General features: G+C 38.9%; 11 protein-coding genes. 10 read left to right on the top strand and 1 reads right to left on the bottom strand.

The window, feature by feature from the left end:
* The first annotated feature begins 50 nt into the window (after positions 1–50).
* Together ABIB40_RS10795 and ABIB40_RS10790 are read left to right on the top strand one after the other, a co-directional pair.
* A complete protein-coding gene (locus ABIB40_RS10795; RefSeq protein WP_354358879.1) occupies positions 51–1,103 on the top strand; it encodes a glycoside hydrolase family 130 protein in 1,053 nt (350 codons plus the stop codon).
* A 631-nt stretch (positions 1,104–1,734) separates the two neighbouring features.
* Positions 1,735–3,093 carry an NAD-dependent succinate-semialdehyde dehydrogenase gene (locus ABIB40_RS10790; RefSeq protein ID WP_354358877.1) on the top strand — a complete coding sequence of 453 codons (1,359 nt, stop codon included), beginning with the start codon at positions 1,735–1,737 and terminating at the stop codon, positions 3,091–3,093.
* Between the two features lie 223 nt (positions 3,094–3,316).
* Here the strand turns inward: ABIB40_RS10790 and ABIB40_RS10785 are convergent, their stop codons facing one another.
* Complete coding sequence (locus ABIB40_RS10785; protein ID WP_354358876.1) at positions 3,317–6,250, bottom strand: M16 family metallopeptidase; 2,934 nt, start codon at positions 6,248–6,250, stop codon at positions 3,317–3,319.
* A 197-nt stretch (positions 6,251–6,447) separates the two neighbouring features.
* Between ABIB40_RS10785 and surE the strand changes: the two genes are divergently transcribed.
* From surE to ABIB40_RS10745, 8 genes are all read left to right on the top strand, one after another.
* Positions 6,448–7,284 (top strand): 5'/3'-nucleotidase SurE, encoded by an 837-nt coding sequence (surE, locus tag ABIB40_RS10780; RefSeq protein WP_354358874.1) that lies wholly within the window; start codon positions 6,448–6,450, stop codon positions 7,282–7,284.
* A 7-nt stretch (positions 7,285–7,291) separates the two neighbouring features.
* Entirely contained in the window at positions 7,292–7,564 is a 273-nt protein-coding gene (locus ABIB40_RS10775) for a stationary phase survival protein SurE (RefSeq protein WP_354358872.1), read from the top strand.
* Between the two features lie 100 nt (positions 7,565–7,664).
* Positions 7,665–8,768, top strand: a complete 1,104-nt coding sequence (gene lpxB, locus ABIB40_RS10770; RefSeq protein ID WP_354358870.1) for a lipid-A-disaccharide synthase — start codon at positions 7,665–7,667, stop codon at positions 8,766–8,768.
* A 442-nt stretch (positions 8,769–9,210) separates the two neighbouring features.
* Complete coding sequence (locus tag ABIB40_RS10765; protein WP_354358868.1) at positions 9,211–12,237, top strand: SusC/RagA family TonB-linked outer membrane protein; 3,027 nt, start codon at positions 9,211–9,213, stop codon at positions 12,235–12,237.
* Positions 12,238–12,249: 12 nt separating this feature from the next.
* Entirely contained in the window at positions 12,250–13,890 is a 1,641-nt protein-coding gene (locus ABIB40_RS10760; RefSeq protein ID WP_354358866.1) for a RagB/SusD family nutrient uptake outer membrane protein, read from the top strand.
* 329 nt (positions 13,891–14,219) lie between these two features.
* Positions 14,220–15,230, top strand: coding sequence for a LacI family DNA-binding transcriptional regulator (locus ABIB40_RS10755; protein WP_354358864.1), 1,011 nt, complete (start codon positions 14,220–14,222; stop codon positions 15,228–15,230).
* Between the two features lie 291 nt (positions 15,231–15,521).
* Complete coding sequence (locus ABIB40_RS10750) at positions 15,522–18,722, top strand: SusC/RagA family TonB-linked outer membrane protein (RefSeq protein WP_354358862.1); 3,201 nt, start codon at positions 15,522–15,524, stop codon at positions 18,720–18,722.
* Positions 18,723–18,749: 27 nt separating this feature from the next.
* On the top strand, positions 18,750–20,306 hold the full coding sequence (locus tag ABIB40_RS10745; protein WP_354358860.1) for a RagB/SusD family nutrient uptake outer membrane protein: 1,557 nt from the start codon (positions 18,750–18,752) through the stop codon (positions 20,304–20,306).
* Positions 20,307–20,317: the final 11 nt, after the last annotated feature.

Genomic DNA, 20,317 nt, shown 5'->3' with positions numbered 1-20,317 from the left:
CATTTTGCTTTCAGCCTTTATATAATTCAAAATAATTTATAGGAATTTGTATGTCAGATTTATCCCAAAGATTTCCAGAAAACCCATTGTTGTTTCCCAAAGATTTGATGCCGAGCAAGCCTGGTTTAGAAATTGCATGTTTGCTTAATCCTGGAGTTTTTACGTTTTTGGATAAAACGTGGATGGTTGTTCGAGTGGCAGAAAGACCACCGCAAAAGCCGGGCATTATTTCATTTCCTATTTTGAAACCTGACGGAATTGAAATTAAGGAAATATCAGCGAATGACAAAAACTTGATAGCGCTCGACCCGAGAATTATCAATTACAAGGGAAGTGATTACCTCACCACACTTTCGCACCTGCGTTTGGTTTGTAGCGATGATGGAATTCATTTTTATCAACCCGATGGCTATCCCCTGCTTCAGGGACAGGGAGCAAATGAAAGTTTTGGAATTGAAGATTGCCGGGTAACTCAAATAGATGGATTGTTTTATCTCACCTATACTGCTGTCTCCGCACACGGTGTCGGTGTTGGCATGAGAACCACCAAAGATTGGAAAACATTTACCCATCACGGAATGGTTATTCCTCCACACAATAAAGATTGTGCACTTTTTAGCCAAAAAATTAAAGGGAAATTTTATGCGCTTCATCGACCAAGTAGCGTAGATTTGGGTGGAAACTACATTTGGCTAGCAGAATCTAGCAACGGTTATGAGTGGGGAAATCATCAATGCCTCTTAAAAACTCGTAAAAATAGCTGGGATAGTCGGCGTGTTGGCGGCGGAGCAGCTCCTATAAAAACTGATCATGGTTGGCTGTCAATTTATCACGGCGCTGACGATTCACACAGATATTGCCTTGGAGCATTTCTGATGGATTTAGAAAACCCCAGTAAAGTAATCGCAAGATCTAAAGACCCAATTATGGAACCTCAGGCAGATTACGAGCTACATGGTTTTTTTGGCCAGGTAATTTTTACAAATGGGCACATCATCCATGGTGATGAATTAATAATTTATTATGGCGCAGCCGATGAGTTTGTATGCGGTGCGAGATTTTCAATCAACGCCATTTTAGAAAGTTTAACTTTTACTAGTTAACTCCGAAGATATGCTGTTTGTATCATGCTTGTAAAAATTATTTGTTAATACTTCGAGCCTGTTTAAATTTGGATAAAAGTAAAAGCGCTATAGCCATCTCGGTGGGACTGGCCTAGCAGCTGTTTGGAGGAAAAAACGCCTAAAGCTGCTTGCAGAGAACTGCCGGGTTACTCGTGCGAAGAGGATTTGCAGCCGCGCGAAGGAAAAAGCAGGGAAAAGGCCTCGAATCATCGATATTAAACAGCTTGGCGAATTTTTACCCAAAGAGGTACCAGCCTTGACTTTATTCATTAGCATCTATTGTTTTATTTGCATTCATGAGCTCGCAGAAATGCTCGGTTTTGCTACTTTTTTGTCAAGAGAAAAGTAGGACTCCCGTCCGGACAGGACAGCATTAGGCGGAGTGGAGGTCGTTTTTGGGAAGGTTGAATGGAGGAGTAATAGAAATGAGTTAGCAATTCAATTATCTGAAAGTAACAACTTTTATATAAAAACGTCAATGGTAGGTTAACAGCAGTCGTTATTTAAAAACCTATCTGTTTTAAAAATGTTCAAGTTTAGAATACTGTTTAAAAACCAAGGCTTTTTCAATATGCCAAATTTCGCGCCTTTCATCAAATAAAAAATCAACATGTTAAAATCTATAAACCCTTATTCGTCAAAACAAATTTACGAGGTAGAGGAACTCAATAAATCAGAAATAGAAAAGGCTATTAAAAATGCAGACGACCGGTATCATATTTGGAGAGAAACACCAATTTCTGAAAGAAAGAAATTAATGAAAGCTGCTGCTGCTGAATTGAGAAAGAACAGCAAGGAGTACGCTACCACAATAACAGCAGAAATGGGCAAGCCTATAACCCAGTCTTTGGCCGAAGTAGAAAAGTGCGCGCTAGTTTGCGAATTTTATGCAGAAAATGCAGAAGCGCAGTTGGCAAATAAATTGATTGAAACAGAAGCGCACGAAAGTTATGTGAGTTATGAACCTATTGGCGTTGTGTTGGCGGTAATGCCATGGAATTATCCATTTTGGCAGGTGTTCCGTTTTGCCGCACCCGCGTTAATGGCGGGAAATGTGGGGGTATTAAAGCATGCCAGCAATGTAATGCAATGTGCCAATAACATAGAGCAGGTTTTTAAAAGGGCAGGATTTGCTGAAGGCTGTTTTACAAATCTACCCATCAAGAGCGGGCAGATAGCAGACATTATCAAAAATAAATACATTAAAGCAGTTACGCTAACTGGAAGTGAAACAGCAGGTAAAGCAGTGGCCGCGGCCGCAGGTGCCGAAATTAAAAAATCGGTTTTAGAGTTGGGTGGCAACAACGCCTTGGTTGTTTTTAATGATTGTAACCTAGAACAAACCGTTAAAACCTGCGTGCAGGCTCGTTTTCAAAATACAGGACAAAGCTGTATTGCAGGGAAAAGATTATTGCTGCATGCTTCGATAGAAAAGGTGTTTATAGAAAAATTTGTGGCTGCGGTGAGCAACCTTAAAGTGGGAAACCCAATGGAGAGCGATACATTTATTAGTACTATGGCTCGAGTTGATTTGGCCGAAGAGTTAGAGAAACAATTAGATCAATCTCTTAAACAAGGTGCAAAAATACTAGTGGGCGGCAAGCGCGATGGTGCTTTTTTTGAGCCAACTGTACTTGGAAATGTCACAAAGGATATGTGCGTTTTTACCGAGGAAACTTTTGGGCCAGTTATTGGAATAACCATCTTTGAAAGTGATGAAGAGGCGATAGCTTTAGTGAACCAAAGTAAGTTTGGTTTAGGCGTTTCTATCTTTACAGAAGACTTGGCTAAAGCTAAAAGGCTGGTTTCAAAATTTGAAGACGGAGCTGTGTTTGTAAATGAATTGGTAAAAAGTGATCCAAGATTGCCATTTGGAGGTACAAAGACGTCGGGCTACGGAAGGGAGTTATCTATTGATGGCATCCAAGAATTTGTAAATAAGAAAACAGTCTACATCAACAAATTTTAAGTTTGTTTTCTGCCTCGCAATTAAATCGCCAATAAATGAAATTTTGTTTTTTATCATGCCAATTAACAATAGAAATTATACGCTTCGGTGTAGTGAGCTGATAGAAGCTGAGCAGGTCGAGTAGTTCAAAATAAGATATTCTAGAAGTCAAAGCGGGCGATTTTCTGTTGAGAAAATCGCCCGCCCTTGTTACACTTTCTGTAACACGCCTTTAAGAACCTGTCTAGTAGCCAAAAATCTGCTCTAAACTTAACTTGTTTAATGCCCCGTATTTTGTAAGGTTGGCGGTATTTACTTTTTTATCAGAAGCTACAATACAATAATTATAAGGTTTGTTAGAAATATTAGCCTGATGGAAAGCTTTTAAATCATCAAAAGTTAATGGCTTCAAATCTCGATATTCATCAATTCTAGAATCGTGGTCGAAACCAAGTTTCTTATCATCCAAGTATCTATAAATAATATCATCTTTGGTTATCCTTGTTATCTCTATGCCATTTAGCGAGTTATTTTTAGATAAGCTGAAATTTTTATCACTCAGCGGAAGCGTATCTAACAATTCATTCATACCGATTATGGCTTCGTTCATCTTATCTGCCTGTGTGCCGATATAGGCTACAATTAAATTTTCTTTGTCTCTTCTTTCTGGGGTGGCGTAAACCGCAAAAGTAGAGTAGGCAAGCGCTTTAGATTCTCTAATGGTCTGGAAAACTACGGATCCCATTCCGCCACCAAAATAATTATTAAACAAATCTATCTTTGCCGCATTTTCTGGGTTATATAGGCCGGCATTTCTTTCCCATCTAATTTCGGCCTGCACCATATCGTAATCTGCAAAATAAACCCTATTGCTATCAGTTTTGGTATACACAAATTTTTTCATTGGCGCTGCAGGTGTAAATGCTTTACCTAGCGGATGGAGCTCAGTAATGTTCTTTGTAAAATCGGCTATTTTTTCTGGTCCATAATATGTAATGGTATGTTTATAATTGCTAAGGTTGTGCAACATATAAATTAAATCTTCTGCGTTAATGTCTTTAATTTCTTGGTTGCTCAATTGATTGTTGAATGGATTGTTTGCACCATACTCCGCATAGCTCATTAAGCCAGTTAGAATAGATCCCTTATTTAACTTGGCATTTTCCCTGTCTTTTAAAATACGACTTTTCAGGTCTTCTAACGCTTTTTCATTTGGTTTGCAGTGCGCCAAAAGGTCTTCTAACATGCTGGTTGCTTTATCAAAATTTTCTTGCAAGCCACTCAACGAAACTGTTGTTACTTCTGTGCCAACATTTAAACGGTAACTACAGGCAATGTTGTAAAAAGCCTTGCTTATTTCTTCTGCGGTATACTTATCAGTACCTAAAAACGCCAAATATTGTGCAGCATAAGGCAACAATTGGTAATTGTAGGAACCCATTTCGAAACGATAGCCCATTCTAAAAATGCTGTTTTCTGTATTTTGCACCTCAATTACATCGGCTATGCCTGCTTTGCCAAATTCTAAATCCTTTTTGTAGTCTAAAAATTTTGGAGCAATGGGTTTTACTGGTTCGGCTATAATGGCTTTTGTAAACGGCGACACTTCGTTTGCATTGGTCTTTACTGCGGTGATGGCAGGTTTTTGTACCTTAATAATGTTCTTGTCTTCGCCTTTATGTTTTAACACAACTACGTAATTGTCTATAAAAAATTGATTGGCAAAATCTACCACTTCTTGTTTGGTAATCTTTGCCATGTTATCTGTGCTAGCCAAATTTTTGTCCCATTCGGTTCCTCGGTTCTGGATAAAAGCAGTCATAGTAGCATCTGCTCTAACATCGTTGTTGTCGTACCCTTCCAATTCTGCCAATTTTGTGTTTGCTACGGTTGCTTTGATTAGGCTTTCATCAAAATCGCCTTTTTTGAGCAAATTGATCTGCGACAGTAGAAGTTTTTTAGTCTCGTCTAAACTTTGGCCAGTTTTTGGAGTGGCCGATAAAATAAACACGCCATAATCTTTCATTTGTTCATAAAAGGACCCCGCCCTTAAAACCTCTTGCTTTTTGTTTAAGTTGATGTCTAACAACCCGGCTTTTCCGTTAGATAATATGCTGCTAATTAAATTTAACAGCAAACTTTTATGTGTGTTTTCTGCAAAACCACGATAGGCAACGTACAAATTTTCTGCGCTTGGGCCATACACATCTACCGTTTGTATGGTTGTTAACGGCTTTTCTGGCGCAGGTTGATAAGACTCAAAAGATTTGGGCTGCATGTAAGCAAAATCGCTACTTATTTTTTTGATCAAAGTATCATAGTTGATATCGCCGCTCATAATAAGCGCCATATTGTTAGGTGCGTAATATTTATTATAATACTTTCTAATCTGCACCAACGATGGGTTTTTTAAATTCTCGATTGTTCCTATCGTTGTTTGTTGCCCATAATTGTGCGTAGGGAAAAGTGCAGCAAGCATTTTCTCATACATTTTCCTGCCGTCGTTGTCTAATCCACGGTTTTTTTCTTCGTAAACAGCTTCCAACTCTGTGTGGAAAATTCTAAAAACAGGAGCTCTGAAACGCTCTGCCTGAACTTCTAAAAATTTATTTACGGCATTAGAAGGGAGGTTTTCTTCATAAACAGTTTCCTCTACAGAAGTATGTGCATTGGTAACGTTGCTACCAATTGCTTTCATCATTTTGTCATATTCATTTGCTATCGAGTAAGTAGAGGCTTCGCCCGATAGTTTGTCGATTTGCTTGTAAATTTCTTTACGCTTAAGTGTGTCTGTTGTGCTGTCGTAAACTTCGTAAAGCGCTTGTATTTTATCCAGATAGGGTTTTTCCTTTGCATAATTCATGGTGCCAAACTTGTCGGTGCCCTTAAAAAGCAAGTGTTCTAAATAATGCGCCAAACCAGTATTTGTGCGAGGATCGGTATTGCTACCCGCACGAACTGCCATTTTGTACACAATATTTGGCTCTTTGTTGTTTTGTGAAAGAATAACCGTTAGCCCATTTTTTAAGGTGTAGAAACGGGTTTTGGTTGGGTCGTTGGTTACGTATTTATAGGTATAACCCGCCGATGAGCCTGTTTTCCACTGATAGGTTGTTTGTGCCTTTGCTAAAAATCCAATTAACAGAAAGAATAGCAAAACTGATGATTTAATTTTCATTTGTTTATGTTTTTAGGGCGATTACACAAAGATTTCTGTGCAGCCGCTAATAATATGTTAGTTAATCAAATATAGAATTTTTACTTGCCTAATTAAATTAAAATTTATTGGCAAAAGTTGGTTTTTTAACGCCTATTAATCAATTTAAAATGGGCGAACAGTGGGTCGAAAATTTTATAATTTGTACATTTACCGATATGAAAAAAAAGGCTGCGAGACCAAATATTTTAGTTGTAAACGATGACGGCATTACCGCCAAAGGGATTAAAAACCTGATAGAGGTAATGGAGCATTTGGGAAACGTGGTAGTTGTTGCTCCAGATAGCCCACAAAGCGGTATGGGGCATGCCATAACCATAGGTAAACCCATTAGGTTTGATAAGGTAGATTTGTACGCTGGCGTAGAAATGTACAAGTGCAGCGGCACGCCGGTAGATTGCGTTAAGCTTGCTGTTAACAAAATATTTAAGGGCAATAAGCCAGATTTGTGCGTCTCGGGAATAAACCACGGGCTGAACAACTCCATTAACGTTATTTACTCTGGCACCATGTCTGCTGCGGTAGAAGGCGCCATAGAAAGAATTCCCTCTATTGGTTTCTCGCTAGATGACTTTACTTCTGATGCCGATTTTCAGTACACCAAACCGTTCATAAAATCTATTTCAGAGCAGGTGTTACAACATGGCTTGCCAGATGGAACTCTATTAAATGTAAACTTTCCAAAAGGCGATAGCCTTAAAGGAATTAAGATTTGTAGACAAGCAAATGCCAAATGGGCAGAAGAATTTGAGGAACGTATAGATCCTTATAAACGACCTTATTACTGGCTTACCGGAGTTTTTCAAAATTTTGATAAGGGCGAAGATACCGATGTTTGGGCGTTGGAGCATGGTTATGTCTCTGTAGTTCCTGTTCAGTTTGATCTAACTGCACACCACGCAATTCAATTGCTAAACGGGTGGGATTTTGGAGTTCTGGGCCCAACAGAATCTAAACAAGAGATTTCGCCAGCAGATGGTATTTACTTAGGCTAGGATATTGATGAATCCAAAATTAAACAAATTAAAAAATTCGGTTTGGACAGGTTTGTTTATCGGCCTAATTATACCCGCTTTTTTGTGCGCAATTGCATGGTATATTATTACGCACGTAATTTATTTGGCAAAGGCCGATTTGCTCTACATTGGCGCTATTGCAATTAATGCATACACCATGCAGTATTTTTTTAAGTACAATAAAGAAAATATTGGCAGAGGAATTTTGGCTGCTACCTTTTTCTGCGCATTTGTGTTTTTCTTTTATAAAGTGATGTAGGCGGAAGAGGGGTGAGAAGTCAGACAGTCGAGGGATTGTTGTTGAAGATAAGTTTTTCATTTTCCCTAAACCCTAAACCCTAAACCCTAAACCCTAAACCATGAAATACTTCCTAATAGCAGGAGAAGCATCTGGCGATTTACACGGCGCCAACCTAATGAAAGCGCTAAAGGCTGAAGATAGCCATGCAGAGTTTAATTATTTCGGCGGCGACAAGATGCAAGCGCAGGGCGGACAATTAGAAAAACACTATCGAGAAATGGCCTTCATGGGCTTCACCGAGGTGGTGTTAAATTTATCAACCATAGCAAGAAATCTAAAGTTTTGCAAGGCGGCCATAACCGCTTGGCAACCAGATGTGGTTGTTTTAATAGATTTCCCAGGCTTCAATTTAAAAATTGCAAGTTTCGCCAAAACAAAGGGTTTTAAAGTTTGCTACTATATTTCTCCAAAAGTTTGGGCATGGAACCAAAAGCGAGTGTTAAAAATCAAACAAACGGTAGATAAAATGTTTTGCATCTTACCGTTTGAAGTAGATTTTTATAAAAAATGGGGAATGGAAGTTAGCTATGTGGGCAACCCATTGTTAGACGAAATTGCGGCCTTTAAAGCGAACGGCAAATTTAGAGCAGAAAACCAGATTGGCCAAGAGAAAATCGTTGCACTTTTGCCAGGCAGCAGAAAGCAAGAAATAGAGCGATTATTGCCAGCAATGTTAACAGTAGTGCAAGATTATCCAGATTATATTTTTGCCGTTGCGGCAGCACCGACGTTCAGCTCAGATTATTACGAGCAAATAATAGGCAATAAAAGAGTAAAGATTGTTTTTAACGACACTTATAATTTATTAAACGTTGCACACGCTGCCCTCGTTGCATCTGGAACGGCAACATTAGAAACTGCGCTTTTCAACGTGCCACAAGTGGTGGTTTATAAAGGTGGTACTATTTCTATTTTAATTGCGAGGATGTTGGTGAACATAAAATTCATTTCTTTGGTAAATTTAATTATGGACAAACGTGTAGTTACCGAATTGATTCAGGAGGACTGCAGCGCGATAGAGATTAAGAAGGAGTTGGGAATGATTGTCGAAGGAAAAGGCAGGACAATTATGCTCGAAAATTATCAAGATTTACGAGAAATAATGGGCAAGCCCGGAGCCTCAGAGGCAACTGCGAGATTAATTTATAAATTCACAAAGTAGCTCCACTACCTATCTCTTTTTCTACAAACACCTATCTATGCTAACTCCATATACCGGCGCGCGTTAACACTAATTTTGGTTCTATTTTTAGTAGGAAGTTTGGTGTGTAACTAAAATTTTGCAAAGAGGTCTTTGCGAATTTCCTCATAATAACGCTATTATTGCAGAGATAAATCGATTTACCCTAGCCCATTTAGTAATGATACTTTCGTCTAATCTTCTTCTCTCAAATGTTTGTCTTTGCCGTACATTGGGCAAATGTAATTTTGATATTTAATTTCTATGGCGAAATAGTGACGCCATGTTATTCATTTTTAAGTTTATGTTTGTTCGCCACCTATGGCTTTCTCACTTTATTTTATAAAATCTTCTTATCTCAGAATTAGGCTTAATTAAGAATTTCACATTACCAAAACATAAATTTTTTTAAAAAAATCTGCTTATGAAAATTAATTTACCAAAACTAACGGTGGTGTCTGCAGCAATTCTATTGCTCAGCAGTCCTTCGTTTTCTATTACTCCTTACTGGAAGGAAAGTCAAAGAGGCTCCAACAGAAATGTGCTACGGCAAAAATCTCAGACACAAAATGTGATTACTGGAACTGTTTTTGATGAGAAAAAAGAGTCGTTACCTGGCGTAACCGTAAAAAATGCGCGTTCAGAAAAAATAGCTATTACCGATGTTAACGGTAAGTTTTCTATACAAGCCGAAGTTGGCGATACACTTAGCTTTTCTTATGTTGGCTATGTGATGAAGAAAGTGGCTGTAACCTCATCAACGAAAATCGACGTAACCCTAGCAAGCTCATCAGATAACAATTTGAAAGATGTTGATGTTGTGGCTATTGGATACGGAACCTTAGCTCAAAAAGAGGTTTCATCTGCCGTGGCGCACGTAGGCTCTGACGATTTTAGAGAGAGTGGCTCAAGAAATGCGTTAGATTTAATTCAGGGTAAGGTAGCGGGTTTAACTCTAACACGTGCAAGTGGTTCCAACCCCAATAGTGGCGTAAACGTACAGCTTCGTGGCGTAACAACCGTAACTGGGAGTTCGTCTCCGTTATTTGTAATTGATGGTATTCCTGGTGGAAACCCAGATTTGCTTCAACAAGATGACATTGCATCAATCGATGTATTGAAAGACGGTTCTGCAGCTGCAATTTATGGGTCTAGTGCCAATGCAGGAGTAATTTTAATAACCACTAAAAAGGGTAAGGCAGGGCCGCCACAATTTAATTACTCTGCCTATGTAAGAAAAGAAAGCTATAACAAATGGCTCGATTTCTTGACGCCTGAGGAGTTCAAAGCAAGGGTAGCTTCGGGCGATATTAAACAGAAAGATTTTGGTGGTCAGACAGATTTTGTGGACCAATTGATAAACCATGACAACGTTTCTACCAATCATAATTTAAATATGAGCGGTGGTACAGATAAAACCAGCTACAGGGCAAGTTTCAACTATCGAGACCTACAGGGAATAGCTAAAGAGAATGGGCGCGAAGAGTACAGTTTGCGGTTTAACATCAACCAGACTGGGCTGAATGACCGATTAAAAATACAGGCCAACTTAGCAACAAACTTTAACAAAGCCAACTTGCTAGGTGGAGGCGGTTGGGAAAGTGAGCAAACAAAAAACCCAACGCTTTCTAACTATAACCCTGATGGAACCTATCGGTTCGATTTAACAAGTACCAACGAATATGCCCGTTTGTTTCAAGAGACTTCCTACAGAAAGCAGCAAACAAGCTCGGCAGATCTGAAGGCAGACTTGGATATTATCGACGGCTTAAAGGCATCTGTTTTTGGGTCTGTAACCAGAGACAACGGCATAAATGGTGCGTACAGAGACCAGCTGAGCGAAAATTCTTTAGAAAACACAGATTTTCCAGGGGGTGGCTATGCTGAAAAATCTGATTATTTAGACCAAGATTTTGCGTTTGAACCCACCTTGCAATACAAAAAAACAATAGCTTCAAAACACACCATTAACGCATTATTGGGTTATAGTTACCGCTATGGCATAAGTGAGGGGCTGTCTGCAAACAATCGTGGTTTTATTAATGATTTATTTCACGAAGACAATTTAGGCCAAGGTTCTGCTTTAGGAATTGGCAAAGCAGGAATTGGAAGCAACAAAAATGACAACACTTTAATTGCGTTTTTTGGAAGGCTTAACTACAGCTACGACGGCAAATATATTATTGCCGCTACTTTACGTAGAGAAGGTTCTTCTCGTTTCGGTGCCAACAACAAGTGGGGCAACTTCCCTGCCATATCTGGCGCATGGAACATCTCGCAAGAAAACTTCATGAAAGACATTACTTGGGTAAATAGTCTTAAATTAAGAGTTGGTTATGGAGAAACTGGTAATAGTGGTTTTGAAAATAACGCTTCGAGGGTTACCTTAGGCGGCGGCGGGAAATACAGGTACCCAGACGGACAATATTTAGAAACCTATGGCCCCAACAGAAATCCTAACCCAGACCTAAAATGGGAAACTAAAAGGGAAACGAATATAGGTGTTGATTTTAGTTTGCTTGGTAACAAGTTAACTGGCCAGTTAGACTTATTTAAACGTACAACCAAAGACTTGTTAGATACCTATACGTCTCCACAGCCACCATTTGTGCAAAGTACAATTTATGCCAACGTGGGTACAATTTCTTCAAAAGGTATCGAACTTTCATTAGGTTATGCCGCATTTAATAGCGAAGATTTTGCCTGGAATATAGACGCTACAGCAAGTACGCTAAGTAATAAATTAGATTCCTATTCAAACAATCAATTTAAAGTTTTATATAAAACGTTTGGCGCAATTGATGGTGCAGGGGCATTGGGCGACGCAATTACTACCTACGAGGGAGGTGCACTTGGCGAATTTTGGGGCAAGAAGTTTGCGGGCTTTACACCAGAAGGCAAATGGCTTTTTTACAATAGAAATGGCGAGGCCGTAACGAACGAAAAGATTAATACTTCCAAAGACAAATCTATAACAGATTTGCAAAAACTTGGAAATGCCATTCCTAAATACTATGCTTCATTAACAAATGATTTTAGATACAAGCAGTTCGATTTACGTATTTTCTTGAGGGGTAAATTCGATTATGATATCTTAAATAGAAATGCACTTTCTTATGCAAATAAAACTTGGTCCGGTAACTTGCTGCAAAGCACATTTGGTAAGTATAGCCAAATTAACGATACCTACCAGTATTCTGATTATTACCTGGAGAGCGGTAGCTACCTGAAATTAGATGAGGTTACCATCGGCTACAACTTCAAATTTAAGACAAAGTCGATCAGAAATATGAGGGTTTATTTAACTGGGCAAAACTTGGCAACCATTACAGGTTACACAGGTAGCGACCCAGATTTTATATCGGATACAGGCTTAGGTCCTAGCGTGGATAACAGCGGTGCATATCCAAGCACACGTTCATTTTTATTCGGATTAAATGTTGGGTTTTAAAAATAACTAAAGATGAAAAACAAATCGATAATATATTGCCTATTTGCAGTGCTTTTAATTTTTGCAAACGGGTGTACCAAATTAGATGAGCATGCTTATGATCAGTTGCTTACAGATGATTTTTACAACAATAAAACAGAGGTTTTATCAGCAGTGCTAAGACCTTACACACACGCCAATGCATGGGTTACACCATCTGGACAGGATGGCTGGTGGCGTTTAGCCGAGCTTTCTGGAGATCAACTGGCCTGGCCAACAAAAGGCCGCCATGGAGAAGATGGTGGTAAATGGAAAAGGTTACACTACCACACTTGGACAACAGATGAAGCTGGGATAAATAATGCATGGTCTTTAATGTATTGGGGAATGGGTTTATGTAATGATCCAATTGAAAATATAGAAAAGCGCGACATTGGGAAAATGGGGATTACCCAAACAGAAAAGGACTCGTACCTGGCAGAACTAAAGTTATTAAGAGCATTTCATTACCTTAAGTTGATGGATTTGTTTGGAAATATTCCGATAGTTACCCAAGTTGGAATTCCAGCAAAACCAGAGACAAAATCTCGCAAGGAGGTTTTTGATTTTATTGAATCAGAAATCAAATCGAATATCGATAAGGCGCCAAAGTTATCTTCGGCCATGACTGGCCGTATGACGCAGGCAACGGGCTATGCAATGCTTGTAGAATTGTATTTAAATGCAGAAGTTTGGACAGGTACGCCGCGTTGGGATGACTGTATTGCTGCTGCAAATAAACTTATTGCAGGAGATGGCGGTGCGCAAAACGGTACCATGGCTTTAGATCCAAACATAACAGACCAGTTCAAAACCACTAACGAGCTGTCGAAGGAAGCCATATTTTCAATCGCCTATAATTATACCATCGCTGGCTTTGAGCCTGCGTGGCCAGGAGAGTTCTACTACTTTAAACAACAGCAGATTTACGGTGGTGGCAGAAATGGAAATGATGGAATAGTAGTGGTTCCCGGAGTTTTTACCACCTACGAAAACACAGATCTAAGAAAGAAAGAATGGTTATTGCAAGGGCCTATGTTTCAGTTTACAGATCCAACCAAGCCTGTTCTTGGTTCTGAGGAGTACAACGGTTTGCCTATTGTCTTTGTTGATAACATTCAGAAGAACAAGGCGGGTTCTACCGTGAGCAATATGAGTGAGGGAGAGGAGAATTCTGGCGTAAGGTTTAACAAATATAAGTTGGGAAACCAAGTCGCTGGACCAGGCGGTGTACCCGCTATAGATCCAAACTATAACAATACAGATTGGAACATCTACAGGTTAACCATGATTTATTTTGCGAAGGCAGAAGCCATTATGCGAAAAAACGGAAATGTAGCAAATGCCGAAGCAGTTCAACTTATAAACGATTGCAAAAAACGCGCCTACTCGGCCGCAGATTGGCCTGCGAAAGCATATACAACGGCCACCTTAACTATGGATGAGCTACTGGCAGAAAGAGGTAGAGAGTTTATATTTGAGGGGTTGCGAAGAGATGATTTAATTCGGTTTGGGAAATTTACCACCGGAAGTTGGTGGGACCATAAGCCATCGACACCTAATAAAGCACTTTATCCAATTCCACAAAGACAGATAGATTTAAATAACAGCCTAACCCAAAACCCTGGGTATTAGAAACTGTTTTTCATATAGGGGCGCCAATTTGGCGCCCTTTTTTTGTTTAAAATATTTTGATAATGAGGTAATTTTCACAAAAAAAATAGGCGAACACATTCCAGATTAATCTCCTTTTCGAATTACAAAGAGCACAAACTGCAGCCGGTAGAAAGAAAATAAAATCAATTACGTGTAAAAATTTACTTCGCAACATTTTTTTCGCTTAAATTGCCCTTCTCGGCTACTTTGCCCGATTTACTAAAACCTTTATGTAATTTGAGCTATATTAGCAAAATTTTTGCGATATAAAATTGCTCTAAATTAACGTTCTAACTGACAGAAAACTGATGAAAACGCTATCTATTAAAGACATTGCTGCGCTTGCAAATGTCTCAATTACCACTGTATCCTTTATTATTAACGGCAAGGCCAAAGAAAAATCAATAAGCGATGGCGTAATAAAGAAAGTTGAGAAAATAATTGCAGAGAATGGATACAAGCCGAACCAAACAGCAAGAAGTTTAAGAACAGGCAATAGTTATACCATCGGTTTACTTGTAGAAGACATTTCTAACTCTTTTTTTGCAAAGGTGGCTAGAAAGATTGAAGACAAGGCTTACTCTAAAGGATATAAAATTATTTATTCGAGTACAGAAAACAACGCAGAAAAAGCAAAAGACCTCATTCACTTATTTAAATCTAGAAATTTAGATGCCTATATAATTTCCCCAATTAATGGTATAGAGAAGGAAATAGAAATGTTGCTCAACGATAATAAGCCAGTTATTTTCTTTGACAGAAACCTACCTGCCATACAAACAAATTACGTAGGTGTAGATCATTTTAAAGCATGTTACGATGCTGTTGAAGCATTTATTAAAGACGGTAAAAGGAAAATAGCACTTATTACAACAGACGTAAAGGTGGATCAGATTATGGAACGGCACAATGGGTATGAAGCTGCAATTTCTGATGGAGGACTCTCTTACGATGAGAACTTAGTTTTAAAAATACCTTTTAAACAAACAGAATTGCAGACCATTAGTTCAATCGAAAACCTGCTGCTGTCTAGGGAAATAGATGCGGTATTATTTTCAACCAACTATCTTACTTTAAGTGGGTTAAGGGCAATAAAAAATATAAAACGGACAGTAAATAGCGATTTTACGGTAATAGGATATGATGACCACGTTGCTTTCGAGCTTCACTCGCCAGAAATTTCGACCGTTCAACAGCCTATTGAGGAAATTGCGGAGTCCATTATAAACCTAATCCTAAAAGAGCTCTCCTCTAAAGTAAAGCCTAAAAAAGAAAACATAATTTTTCCTGCTACGCTCATTCTCAGGAGCCCAAATTAATTTTTTATTATGTAACAAGAATGTTGCAACAATCGTTTTAGGAATAATCCGGTAATATCTCTATCATTGTGGCAGTAAATCGTTTTAATGATAAGGGCAAACGGTGATCTTTAAATGCTGACCAAATTATTCAATTAACCGTTAAGGTTTAATGATTGTTTCCCTGCTTTTATTACTTCGTGATACGCAATGGCGTAAATAAAACTATTGTTTAGAGCTTTTATTCCCATTTATGGGATTTTGAAAATAAATAGTATAAATATCTAATCATAATTCTAACCTAAACTGCAAATGAGAGTTAATTTACTTAAAATCTCGGGCGTAGCTGCAATTGCATTGCTAAGTAGCCCCGCGTTTTCAATGAATTACCATTGGGATTCCACATTCCCATTATTGAAAAAGAGTTTGCCCTCCAAGCAAATCTCTGCGCGAAAAGCGATTACCGGAACTGTTCTAGATGAGAAAGGCCAATCCATACCCGGGGCCGGAATCAAAAATGAAACATCTGGCAAGTCCACAGTAACCGACGCTAACGGTAAATTTTCAATCGAAGCCAACAATGGCGATGTGCTACGATTTACTTATGTCGGCTATACTGCCCAAACCGTTAAGGTCGGCGATCAATCAACCTTTTCGGTTAAACTTGCCGTATCTACCAGTAACAATTTAGATGAGGTTGTTGTAGTAGGCTACGGAACGGTAAAAAAATCAGACCTTACCGGTTCTGTTGGGGTAGTAAAAGCTAGTGAGTTACAAGAAAGACCTGCACCTTCACTTAACCAGGCATTGGCCGGTAGAATTTCTGGGGTTCAGGTAAATACAAACTCTGGTAGACCAGGCGGACAAACCAACATTAGAATTAGGGGATTCAGCTCTATAAACACAAGTAACAACCCGCTTTATGTGGTAGATGGAGTTGCCTTGCCTGTAAGTACACAAAGCCAAAACAGTAACGCTATAGATTACATCAATCCAAGCGATATTGCTTCGGTAGAGGTATTAAAGGATGCCTCGTCGACGGCTATTTATGGTGCTCGTGGCGCAAATGGTGTAATTTTAATCACTACAAAAAAAGGTGTTGCAAATACACATAGAGTTACTTATGACGCTGATTTTGGTGTAAATACCCTCGGCCCACAACATGTAGAAATGCTTAATTCTGCAGAGTATGTAAAGGTGCAGGATTTGGCTTATGAGAATATAAAAGTTTACGATCCGGTAGGGTGGGCAGCAGGAAATTACGCCTCTACCCCAATACCAAAAACGTTAAGAGCATCTTTGCCACAGTTTTTTAACAGCAATGGGGATCCTTTATATGATACAGATTGGTTAAAGGAGTCTACCCAGAATAAGCTGTCTCAAAATCACCAACTAGGTTTTACCGGTGGTAGCGACAAAAATACTTATGCGGTTTTTGCTGGCTATCGTGATGATGAAGGTTTATTAAAGAACTCTTTTTTAAAGCGCTACTCAACTAGATTTAATTTTGATAGCAAAGTTAAAGATTGGCTTTCGGTTGGTGGTAATTTAAGTTATAACAACCAAGAAGAAAACATAGTAGATGAAGGTACTGGCGGTTTAAATTCAGTAAGGATGATTACAGAAGCCTTTCCATTTTTGCCAGTTAAGTTGGCGGATGGAACTTGGGGAGATAACAAACTCATCCCTTGGGCAGAGGGTGGTTCCAACCCGGTACACATTTTAACTGACCAAAAATATGGCATACTTACCCAAACTTCTTTGGGAAGTGTTTATTCTAACATCAACTTTACTAAAGACTTACAATTGCGCTCGCAGTTGGGCGCCAATATAGTAAGCAGAGATGTAAGTGAATACAATTCCAAATTGCTTTATGGAATTTCTTATGGACAAAATGGTACGTCTAACATTGGCAACAGCAGAGAAACTTATTGGTCGTTCGAAAATTATTTAACATACAACAAGGTTTTTGCAGAAGTACATTCCATTAATGCTGTACTTGGTGTATCGTGGCAGGGAAACAACTATGTAAGTTCTAGCGCACACTCAGAAAACTTCGTAACCGATTTTTTCGAAAGTAATAACCTCGGTTCAGGGAGCAAGGCTATTTCTGTAGGCTCTAACCGAAACGGGTTTGCCTTTAACTCTTATTTTGGTAGAGTTAATTATAATTTCAAAAACAAATACTATGCAACTATTACAGGTAGGGCAGATGGTTCATCTAAATTCGGAGAGAACAATAAATTTGCATTCTTCCCTTCTGCTGCCTTGGCTTGGAAAGTGTCTGATGAAGATTTTCTTAAAGGTAACAAGACCATTTCTAACTTAAAATTGCGAACCAGTTATGGTTTAAGTGGCAACTCTGAGCTCCCTGCCTATCAATCTCTGGCAACTTTAGGAAACAACTTTGCTGTAATTAACGATAACAAAGTAACAGGTATTGGAATAAACAGATTGCCAAACCGTGATTTGGTATGGGAAAAAACAGCTCAATACGATGGCGGTTTAGAGTTGGGTCTATTTAACAATAGGTTAAATTTAGAGGCGGATATTTACTACAGGAAAACCACAAATATGTTGCTAGATGCACCTGTACCAAGAACAACTGGCTATGCGGTAATCAGAAAAAACATTGGGTCTATGGAAAATAAGGGTTTGGATCTTGGTGTAAATAGCGTAAACGTTCGTACAGATGATTTTACTTGGAAAACTACATTCAACATCTCTTTAAATAGGAATAAAGTGCTTTCTCTTGCAACACCCGATGATATTTTCGGTGTAGGTAATCCAAATTTCACAAACCAAACTGGTATTATTAGAGTTGGAGAACCTGTTGGGTCTTTCTGGGGTCTAGTTCGTTTGGGAACTTGGAGCGAGGCTGAACGCGCAGAAGCTGCACAGTTTGTAAGCTATCGTGGAGGCAAGCCATTGTTGCCAGGAGATATAAAATACCTAGATGTAAACGGCGATAAAGCAATTACAGATGCTGATAGGCAAATTATCGGTCAAGGAAGTCCAAAAGGATGGGGTTCTTTTTCTAACTCATTCCAGTATAAAAATTTGGATCTAATTGTCGAGTTACAGTATTCTTATGGAAATGATGTGTTGAACATGACCCATCACTCGGGTGAAGATAGACAAGTTCAATCGAACAGCTTTAGCAGCGTGCTAAATGCTTGGACCCCTCAAAACCAGAATACTCCGATTGCAGCCATTAGAGATCAGGCAGCTGGATATGTAACCAATGTAGATACCCATTGGTTAGAAGACGGTTCATTTATTAGAGGCAAGAATTTATTGTTGGGCTACACCTTTAATTCCTCTTTGGTAGAGAAATTACGTCTTAGCAGACTTCGCGTGTATGCTTCTGTGCAAAACTTCTTTTTGGCAACCAAATACACAGGAAACGATCCAGAAGTGAGTACCTACGGAAACTCATTTGCGCAAGGACAAACATTTTTTGATTATCCAAAACCTACCACTTTTATGGTTGGCTTAAATGTTGGATTGTAAACTTTGATCAAATTTAAAGACATTATCATGAAAATAAATATAAAAAGTGTTGCTGTTTTACTGCTTCTTGGAGGAGCAATAACAAGCAATTCGGGATGTAAGAAATTTTTGGATGAAACAGATCCATCAAATCTATCACCAACTAGTTTTTATACTCTTCCAGAGCATGCAGAAGCTGGTATAGCCGCGGTCTATTCAGAAATTAGATTTATAGGTAACGGTGCAGGTATATTTTCGAATAACTGGCAAATGTTAGATGCTCCAACGGGCATTCAATCTACCGAAACCGCGCAAAACTCTGATTTAAATAACCTTTATTCGCTTATTTATGACGGAAGTAACTTACACGTTAACCAAAACTGGAATGGCTGGTATAAAGTTATTGCACAGGCAAATTTGGTGTTAGATAAAGTTCCGGGTATTAACCCAATGGATGCTGCTCAAAAGAAAAGAATATTGGGCGAAGCCTCTTTTTTAAGGGCATGGTCGTATTTTTACTTAGTGAGGCTTTGGGGAGATGTTCCGTTGATACTAAAGCCAATAAACGGCCCCAGCGACCCTGCTTTTTCGCCCCCAAGAGTAGCACAAGAAATGGTTTACAACCAAATTGTTGAAGATCTTAAAACTGCAGAAGCAGCAGGCTTGCCTGCTATGGATGCCAGTGGTAGGGTTTCAACGATGGCAGCAAAATCTGAGCTGGCAAAAGTGTATTTGACTATGGCGGGCCAACCTCTTAACAAAGGTGCAGCATATTATAAACTTGCTGCAGATAAGGCAAAGGAAGTGATTGATTATTCTACAGCTAATCCAGGTTCATTGAATTTGTTCCCTAGTTATGATGATCTTCATAATGCAGCAAACGGTAATAAATTAGAAAACATTTTCCAAATTCAATACAATGACGCAGCTGGAGCTGGCAATCCATTGCAATCTATGTACCTTCCATTGCACCAGCCATTGGTTTCTAAGATAGACGGAATTGGCACTTCTATTCCAACAGCTGCTTTTTACGGGTCGTATGCGCTTGGCGATTTGAGGGCAAAAAATAGGGAAGGCTTTTTCTTTACCGATTATTACACCGATGGTTATAAACTACCGCTTGTAAATAGAGGTAAGCCCTATGTGTTTAAATATTTTGATTTGGTTGCAAATGGAAAACTTGGGGTGCAAGGAACAAGTCGGAGCGATTTGAACATTCCACAAATTAGATATGCAGACGTGTTGTTAATGTATGCAGAAGCAGAAAATAGAGCTGATGGAGGTCCAAACGCTAGCGCAATTGCTGCCGTAAATGCCATTAGATCTAGGGCGCAATTAGCTCCGATAGGTGCTTTATCTCAAACGGCTTTCGAAACTGAAGTTTGGAGACAACGTTGGTATGAGTTGTGTTACGAAGGCATCACATGGTTCGATATGATTCGCTTGCGTAAGGTGTTTAACGAAACAACCAAAGGATTTGACGATTTTGTGGGGCACGTTAATAAAAGCGTAAACCAACCTTTACAATCCAAAAACTTATTGTTTCCAATACCAACACCAGAAATTAAGAACAATCCTAATTTAACCCAAAACCCAGGTTATTAGAGAAATCTATT

The organism is Pedobacter sp. UYP30 (genome assembly GCF_040547165.1).
In the GTDB taxonomy this organism is placed as follows: Bacteria; Bacteroidota; Bacteroidia; order Sphingobacteriales; family Sphingobacteriaceae; genus Pedobacter.
Note: the sequence above shows the minus strand (reverse complement) of the source record. Positions and strands in the feature narration are given on the sequence as shown.

What these genes read in the sequence shown, in the direction of transcription:
- ABIB40_RS10785 (WP_354358876.1), bottom strand. Translation starts at nt 6,250, where the DNA reads ATGAAAATTAAATCATCAGTTTTGCTATTCTTTCTGTTAATTGGATTT.
- surE (WP_354358874.1), top strand. Translation starts at nt 6,448, where the DNA reads ATGAAAAAAAAGGCTGCGAGACCAAATATTTTAGTTGTAAACGATGAC.
- ABIB40_RS10775 (WP_354358872.1), top strand. Translation starts at nt 7,292, where the DNA reads ATGAATCCAAAATTAAACAAATTAAAAAATTCGGTTTGGACAGGTTTG.
- ABIB40_RS10790 (WP_354358877.1), top strand. Translation starts at nt 1,735, where the DNA reads ATGTTAAAATCTATAAACCCTTATTCGTCAAAACAAATTTACGAGGTA.
- ABIB40_RS10765 (WP_354358868.1), top strand. Translation starts at nt 9,211, where the DNA reads ATGAAAATTAATTTACCAAAACTAACGGTGGTGTCTGCAGCAATTCTA.
- ABIB40_RS10755 (WP_354358864.1), top strand. Translation starts at nt 14,220, where the DNA reads ATGAAAACGCTATCTATTAAAGACATTGCTGCGCTTGCAAATGTCTCA.
- ABIB40_RS10760 (WP_354358866.1), top strand. Translation starts at nt 12,250, where the DNA reads ATGAAAAACAAATCGATAATATATTGCCTATTTGCAGTGCTTTTAATT.
- ABIB40_RS10750 (WP_354358862.1), top strand. Translation starts at nt 15,522, where the DNA reads ATGAGAGTTAATTTACTTAAAATCTCGGGCGTAGCTGCAATTGCATTG.
- ABIB40_RS10745 (WP_354358860.1), top strand. Translation starts at nt 18,750, where the DNA reads ATGAAAATAAATATAAAAAGTGTTGCTGTTTTACTGCTTCTTGGAGGA.
- lpxB (WP_354358870.1), top strand. Translation starts at nt 7,665, where the DNA reads ATGAAATACTTCCTAATAGCAGGAGAAGCATCTGGCGATTTACACGGC.
- ABIB40_RS10795 (WP_354358879.1), top strand. Translation starts at nt 51, where the DNA reads ATGTCAGATTTATCCCAAAGATTTCCAGAAAACCCATTGTTGTTTCCC.